Source organism: Sinorhizobium psoraleae (assembly GCF_013283645.1).
In the GTDB taxonomy this organism is placed as follows: domain Bacteria; phylum Pseudomonadota; class Alphaproteobacteria; order Rhizobiales; family Rhizobiaceae; genus Sinorhizobium; species Sinorhizobium psoraleae.
On sequence record NZ_JABEKV010000033.1, the window covers coordinates 1 to 6,862 of the forward strand.

3 protein-coding genes and 1 pseudogene are annotated in these 6,862 nt (G+C 58.9%); 3 read left to right on the plus strand and 1 reads right to left on the minus strand.

All coding sequences use genetic code 11. The features are described 5' to 3' along the window. Positions 1-234, plus strand: a pseudogene (locus ILFOPFJJ_RS35890) (transposase); the annotation flags it as partial. Positions 235-512: 278 nt separating this feature from the next. Here the strand turns inward: ILFOPFJJ_RS35890 and ILFOPFJJ_RS34285 are convergent. Beyond that, positions 513-1,106, minus strand: a complete 594-nt coding sequence (locus ILFOPFJJ_RS34285) for a NodA family N-acyltransferase (protein ID WP_173514826.1) — start codon at positions 1,104-1,106, stop codon at positions 513-515. Positions 1,107-1,858: 752 nt separating this feature from the next. Between ILFOPFJJ_RS34285 and nodS the strand changes: the two genes are divergently transcribed. Together nodS and ILFOPFJJ_RS34295 are read left to right on the plus strand one after the other, a co-directional pair. Continuing rightward, on the plus strand, positions 1,859-2,467 hold the full coding sequence (gene nodS / locus ILFOPFJJ_RS34290; RefSeq protein ID WP_173514827.1) for a nodulation methyltransferase NodS: 609 nt from the start codon (positions 1,859-1,861) through the stop codon (positions 2,465-2,467). A 1,387-nt stretch (positions 2,468-3,854) separates the two neighbouring features. Continuing rightward, positions 3,855-5,987: a T3SS effector XopP-like protein gene (locus ILFOPFJJ_RS34295; RefSeq protein WP_246300027.1), complete on the plus strand. Its 2,133-nt coding sequence runs from the start codon at positions 3,855-3,857 to the stop codon at positions 5,985-5,987. The last annotated feature ends 875 nt before the right edge of the window (positions 5,988-6,862 follow it).

The window sequence follows — 6,862 nt, forward strand, 5'->3', positions numbered from 1 at the left end:
GAGTGAATCACGGCGAAAGCCTCCAGGCCAGCTTCTTTTTTCAACAGCCTGCTAGACTAGACAATCTGTCGATCCACGCGAACGCCGCGCTCTACCACGCACTGCGGTCTTAGAGGCGCGGCTGATTCTCAGGCGGCTGGAATTCCATTACACCCCAAAGCACGCCAACTGGCTCGACATGACGAAATCGGCGTCCTGCGCAGTCAATGCCTCGAGCGCCGCATCGAAAGCCGCGCTCACCCAGGATGCGAATTTGACAACAGTGCTCATGATGGTCGGGGGTGATGTGGTTGGCAACCTCGCCTCTCGGCAGTAACTATGCGCCGGACGAGTTGCGGCCGGTCCTGCGTATAGGCGCAGCAATGACAAAGACAGCCGCCAGGCCCCGGGTGTTCGGCCAGCAAATCCTTGGCGGCGAACACAAGTCAGGACCGATCGTCAAAAGTCAGGTATACGGCTCCGTTTATCTGCCGCCAACCCGGCTTCTCGGCTTTGCGAAGGCAAAAGCTTTTTCATAGCTCTGGACCGTTCCGTTCGATCAATGTGCCGGATGGCCATTCGCTCATGGAACGTTCAAGTGGAAAAACCACAACAAGTACGTCTTCAGTGCGAGTGGGTGGTAGGTTAAGATAGACATCTGAAAGAGTAGACCGCACACAAATCCCATCCACGATTGTCGCCATACCGTCTCGGCAAAGTCTGCCAACAAGCTTGTGCAAGGCCGGCCGAATGCCGCCAAACGCGAACGGAAGGTCAAGCTGCTGCAGTACTGGGTACATGACCCGCACAAGAGAGTAATTGAGTCCAAACCCTTCGAGATCCGGGCGCACGCCCCATAATCCCAACTCTCCGACCAAGAGATCGACCTCGCCCACCCTGATGAAACGGCGCAATAGCCCCAAATGAGCTGCCACTCCGTGGTCATCGTACCCTATAAGGCGCAACTCCGGCCTAGCTCCCGCCCAACTGTGGGCACCTTCAAAGGGTTTCGCATTGAAAGCGCCGGTCGGACCATAGGTCTTTCGAAAAAACTCAGCGAGCTCCGTGTGATCGGAGAGCTCCAAATCGCTTTCCCAACACAGTTTCCACCGCACCTGAGAACTCATATTGTCGAACCCATTTCTCTTTCGTGAAGTACAATCAACAGATATACGTCATTTTTGCTTCCTTCAGTGCCTTCTAATGGAAATTGGGCAGAACAGTGAATCGATTGTTTGGATGAAAATCATTCGTGCGATGGATAGGTTCTCATCGGTGGAGTCGATGGATTATGGGCGGCAGCGATGGGCCCGAATAACGTGAGGGTATGTCTATCTCTAAGCCGGGCATCAGCCGCCCGATGATTGCGGCGCACGTACGAACTTAGCCGTGAAATGGTCGCGCCTTGCTGTTGTTAGACCACGGCTTCTTTAATCCGCGTCCTATACAGCGGCTGCGAAGTAGGACCCGTGGTTTGTGATTCCGTCGCCTTTGTGAGGGGTCGACGGTGAGCACGATACCTTGGACTAATATCACCGGACGACTATGCGGGTGAGGCGGCGGCGCGGTGTGCAAGCAGACCCGAGCACGTGGAATGTGCGACGATTGTTCCGCTGGTGCCCGATCCGAAGCGAATGCGTCAATGTCACGCGAGTATTTGTAGGTCCGGCTCTAGGGCGGTCCTGCGGCCATTCATCGACGACGTGGATAGTAGCCATCCAAACGATCACCTTTGCCGATCTTCCACAAGCCATTATGAAGCGCTGAATGTGCATCGCCCGGCACATTGCGGCGAAGCGGTGAACGGGTAACGAATTGTTCACCTCGCTATCGGCGATGTTGCCGTTCTATGTGTTTGCAGGGATGAGAGGACGAGCTGATGCAGGACGCAATTTATAATTTGTTGAGCCGGGAGATGAGCAGCGACGATCCTTGGCGACTCGACACCAACCCCTTCGAGCAAAAACGCTACGACGAAATGCTCCGGCTGTCGCTCTCGGAAGGACCTATCGCCAATGCGCTTGAGGTCGGATGCGCGGCGGGAGCCTTCACAGACAAATTAGCCCCGCACTGTGAACGGCTAACCGTGATCGATATCTTGCCGCAAGCGATTGCTCGAGCGCGCCAACGGGTGAACAACCGTCCGCACATCACGTGGATAGTCGCCGACATTCTCGAATTCTCAACCAAGGAACGATTCGATCTGATCGTGGTAGCCGAAGTTCTCTACTACCTCGGGGGTATTCCAGAAATGCGTGCCGCTGTCGGAAACTTAGTGCGGATGCTTGCGCCGGGTGGGCATCTAGTATTCGGATCGGCGGACGATGCGAACTGCCGGCGTTGGGGTCACGTTGCTGGCGCCGAGACCGTAACAGCTATTCTCAGCGAAAAACTGACTGAGGTCGATCGATTACAATGTAGCGGCCAATCGGTGAATGAAGAGTGCTTGCTCACTCGCTTCCGCAATTCCGGATTGATCTCCGGATGAATGGAAAGACCGGCCCGTTCTCAGTGAGGAACAACGGCGGCTCTTTAGAGCGCGGGTCTGCTGCTGCCATCTGGGCCAACGCACTCATCATCAAAAGCCTCTGATACAGTACGGCTTAGCGAGATCAGCCCGCAACCGTAGCAGTGCAGTCTGCTCAACGGGGATTTACGTCGCCGCATTGGCCGCACGAAGGCGGGTTGAACCGTCTGCGATGAGGCGGGGTCGACCCATCATCCTGCTGCTGTTCGAGGGCCAGATGGGCGACCATAAGGGTGCTCGGCTCATCCTGGAAGCAATGCCTCCTGGCCCGAAGCTGGTAGCCGACAGAGGTAACGGCAGGCAACTGGTTCCGGGAGGCGCTCGCCAATAAGGATATCACGTCCTGCATTTCGCCGACCAGGAGCCGGAAGACTCCCATCGCCGATGACAGCGCTCTGTATCGGCAACGGCATAAGATCGAGAACATGTTCACCAAGCTCAAGGACTGGCGCCCGATCGCGACCGTTATGACCGCTCCGCTCACACCTTCTTCTCAGCTATCTACATCGCGGCTGCCGTCGCCTTCGACGTCTATTCACGGGTCCTGAGTCTAGCGGTTAAGCTAAGTCCGATTTTCTTTTGCGCATCGGGGAGAAGCCCTTCGTCAGCTAATCGTCAGCCAACCGGTCTATCGAGACCTGTCACGCCTGAGCAGCCTGAAATCAATGCGAAACACAGGAGTGAGAATCGTCATGTATGGTCGAATTGGTAGCTCGTCCGAAATGCACCACACGCGCATTGGCGAAGCTCGAAACAAATCAGTTCGCAGCCGTCGAGCAAACGGCTGCAGGAAGGCAAAGGTCTGCGGACATCTACCAGATGCATCTGGCCCGAGCAGGTTCCATCGGCAGGCCGATCTTGGCTGCTCCAAGATGTACTTTGGTCGGGCCGGCTGGCTGTGACTATTGACAAAAACATCCCGCTGGGTTCCTCGGAGCCATGGCATGCGCCATCTGTTCGATTTCACTTATACGCTACGGCTGAGCGACATTAGCCCCCAACACCATAGGCAGGGGATTTTCGCCTATATCGGAGATGGAATATGACGGGCATTGGCCGACCTGGAAGATCGCGAACTGACGATGCTGGAGCCGGATCGAGCAGTTCGCGCTCGCATTCAAGTGCCGCTCCTGGGGAAGCCAGCCAATCGTTCGGTTCCGTATTGGAGCAGATGCGCGCTGTGCCTCAAGGTAGAGGGTCACCCTCGGCCGGCAGTGCGCGCGGTGCCGATGATGACCTTGGCGGCAGATCTTCCGGCCTCTCCGTAGGCCCACATCGACACCCGGCTGCTGCGCCACGTCCAGCCGCAGGGCTACGTGCAGCCGCCCGGCGGCGCGGTGTTCCATCGATGTCCGAGGCTGAAAGTACGGTGCCGATCGCCAGCCAGCCGCCGACTTCAGGTGCGGCAGTCCCCTTTCCTTGGACAGGCGAGGAGATCAACGAGGCAAAGCAACGAATGCACGGCCTGCTTGAGGAGTTCGACGACCTCGAAAAAAAGGGCCTGCAAAACATAGAAACGTTGGAGGACGCGCAAGACCAGCTCGATCGGGTCGTGAACGCGGGCGCAAAAGTTATGGACTACTACGCGAGCCTACCCCAGCCTCTAGCGCGAAGCATTCTGTCCGACAATCAGGTGCGCCACTTGCGCGACGAGGCGCTCCGTCGGGCGGACAATTCCAACGAGGTGGCCCATAAGATTTTCGACAAAGTGGAAGGCGGCAGGAGACTTGCGGCCGAAGCCCTCCAGCGGCTATTGCAATCCAATGCCACTCCCGACCAGTTGAGCCGATCGACTCCCAGCGTGGCGAAGCATCATGTGGCCTGCATGGAGTGGTGGGACAAAAGAGTACAGCGCTCCGAATGGATGCGGTCCATCCTCGTCGCGACTGCCAACTTACCAAGTTCAACGGCCGAGATGCGGCAGGAAGACGAGGACACGCTGCGGCTGCACACCGGCTGGCTGGTTAACACGAAGATCATGCAGCTGCAATCGCGGGTCGCTCTCGCGCAGGTCAAGACTAACCCGCAGGCGAACAGGTTCGAAGCACCCGTCAGCGAAATCCTCATGGGTCAGAACGGGCAAGTGCGTCCGCTGGCAACTTTCATGGACGACGTTTTTCCGGCATTCATCTCGACGGCCGAAGCTGTAATGTTGGGCAGAGGGCGCCCACTCGACGCAGAGCACTGCGCCGTTCTGGAAGGAGTCTTGGAGAGGCTTTCGGAATTTGCGTCGGCGTCGCACGGCATGCTTGCAAAGCTGAGCGACCACCGAACAGGTGCCGACCTCCCATTGGAACTGTTGGGCCAGATCGTGGACGGTGCGTGGATCACTGCCGACGAGGTCGTGAACCTCCTAGAACTGCAGCCGAAGCCACCCGCCACCACTGCACTGTCGGCCGACCCTGGCGCCGCGAAACCGGCAGAACCTGCCGGCGAGGCTGCAATGGCCAGCAGCACTGCAGCGCGCAGCAGGAAGGGGAAAGGCAAGAGCAAGCCGGCCGCTGGCGTCAGGAGTTCGGCCTCGAGGCGGCCAGAACTGCAAGGCGCTGCCGGCGTCAGCGACTCGGCGCCAGCAGCCAAGGTCCTCGTGCGCTCGGAACTAGGTACGAAGAAGCTTGTGAGCGCGAGCGAGGCGCATGCGAGTGCGTCGTCGGCGACGGCACACTTGGCATTTTGGCAGGGCCCCGCCTCGACGGAGATCCTGAGCCAACTACTCACGCGCTTGGACGAACTTTTGCAGTTCGATCTTGCTGATGAGCAGAGGGCTGTCTCTCAAGCGCGTCAGTTGAAACCCGAGGACGCCGAACACGCCGTGGACAACGCTGTCGAGCGGTTGCGGACGCAGGCCACCGAAATGGAGGCCTGTCTGGTCGCGTGGGAGGAGCCTCGTCGACGCTTCCTACTCACGCCTGCGCAAGTCGTTGAAGTGCACGACAAAACGGTCCGGCTCAAGGGGATGTTGTCGGAGGCGCGGGGACTGGTCAAGACTTTGAACCACGCGAAAGCCACGGCTACGATCGAGTGTATGAAGACCTACGCGTTTCCGTCGCAGAAGCACCTTGAACACTTGCGTGCAACTGAGGAGTTGACGCCTGCGGATCCCCCGTGCGCGTTGAAAGGCGAGCCGGGCAATCTGTTCGAGATCCGGTTGCAGCCAAAGGCGCTGCGTAACGGTGCAATGCCGAGCCCGATGTGGGTGCACATCCATACAAAGCAGCCGGTACATGCCCGGCAGTTGGCAACGCTGGATGACGCCGCCTTCGCCGCCTGTCACGTCAAGTCCAATGAACAGCGCGGCTATAATCGGCAGTGGCAGGACGCCCGCGCTGCGATCGGTCACAGGAACGTCGTAGTCCACCGCGGCAAGCTCACCCCCGCGTTCTGTAAGTCCTTGTTGACCGCCGGGCCCAGCGGCCACCCACGCCATCCGTTTGCCGACACGGAGCACCGGCCGACGCAGGCTACTCGACCCGTAGTGTAGTTTAGGGGGAGTCTCGCTGCCGCTTGTGTGAAACCATGAGCTAGTTAAGCGCTCGCGCTCCAAACAGCGATGCCGCGAGCTGCGCAAGTTGCCGACCACTCAACTGAAGTGCCGCAAAGAGGCCAAGCGCGCTGTCGCATTATCTGAGGTTGGACGTGACAGCGCCACTCGCCGCAATCCGGCTCGCCGCCGACATTGAGCCGGAAAATCGTCGGGCTACATCGCGGAGCAGCCGCAAGTTGTTCTCCTCTTTCGCAAGACTATGCCCGGGCGAGGGCGGAGGTGACGTCACCTGGCTTGCCGTCGCGTTACACTGCGCCGATAGGGTAGTGCGATCCGCGGGGACCGCTGGTTCGTGCATCATCGTGGCTTAGTGCTCGGCAGGTTGGCGAGGCGTCCGTCTCCCCGCTCATACACTTCGTCCTCCATGCCACCCAAGCACTGTGTCGTACCAAAATCTCGTGCGGCAGTATGCATTGCCAGCCGCACGCCGTTCCGCTCTTTTGCGATGGTTTTCCCTTTGGACGAGAAACACGCACCGGGAACTATTGCCGGGCGATGACATCATCATCGTCATCCACGAGGGCAGGGGCGATCCCTGTCCGTCTGCTGGTAAGCGCGATGTGTACGCACCCGGCACTCACCTCGACTGCGTCGGCTTTGCCTTGTCCCTCGATCGCGTGGCGGAGCTGTCGGACTTGTGCGACGCAGTGCCACCGTTACCACATCTCCTCAAATGCGGGGCCGATGGCAGCTATCCTGTGGCAAGGACCCGGTGTCCGGCAAACGCGACTGCGTCAGCGGACGGGTTTTCCCAATCCAAATCAATGCCTCGTCAGTCGGTTTTGCAGCGCCCGGCGATCGGCGACGAGGGT

What these genes read in the sequence shown, in the direction of transcription:
- ILFOPFJJ_RS34285 (WP_173514826.1), bottom strand. Translation starts at nt 1,106, where the DNA reads ATGAGTTCTCAGGTGCGGTGGAAACTGTGTTGGGAAAGCGATTTGGAG.
- nodS (WP_173514827.1), top strand. Translation starts at nt 1,859, where the DNA reads ATGCAGGACGCAATTTATAATTTGTTGAGCCGGGAGATGAGCAGCGAC.
- ILFOPFJJ_RS34295 (WP_246300027.1), top strand. Translation starts at nt 3,855, where the DNA reads ATGTCCGAGGCTGAAAGTACGGTGCCGATCGCCAGCCAGCCGCCGACT.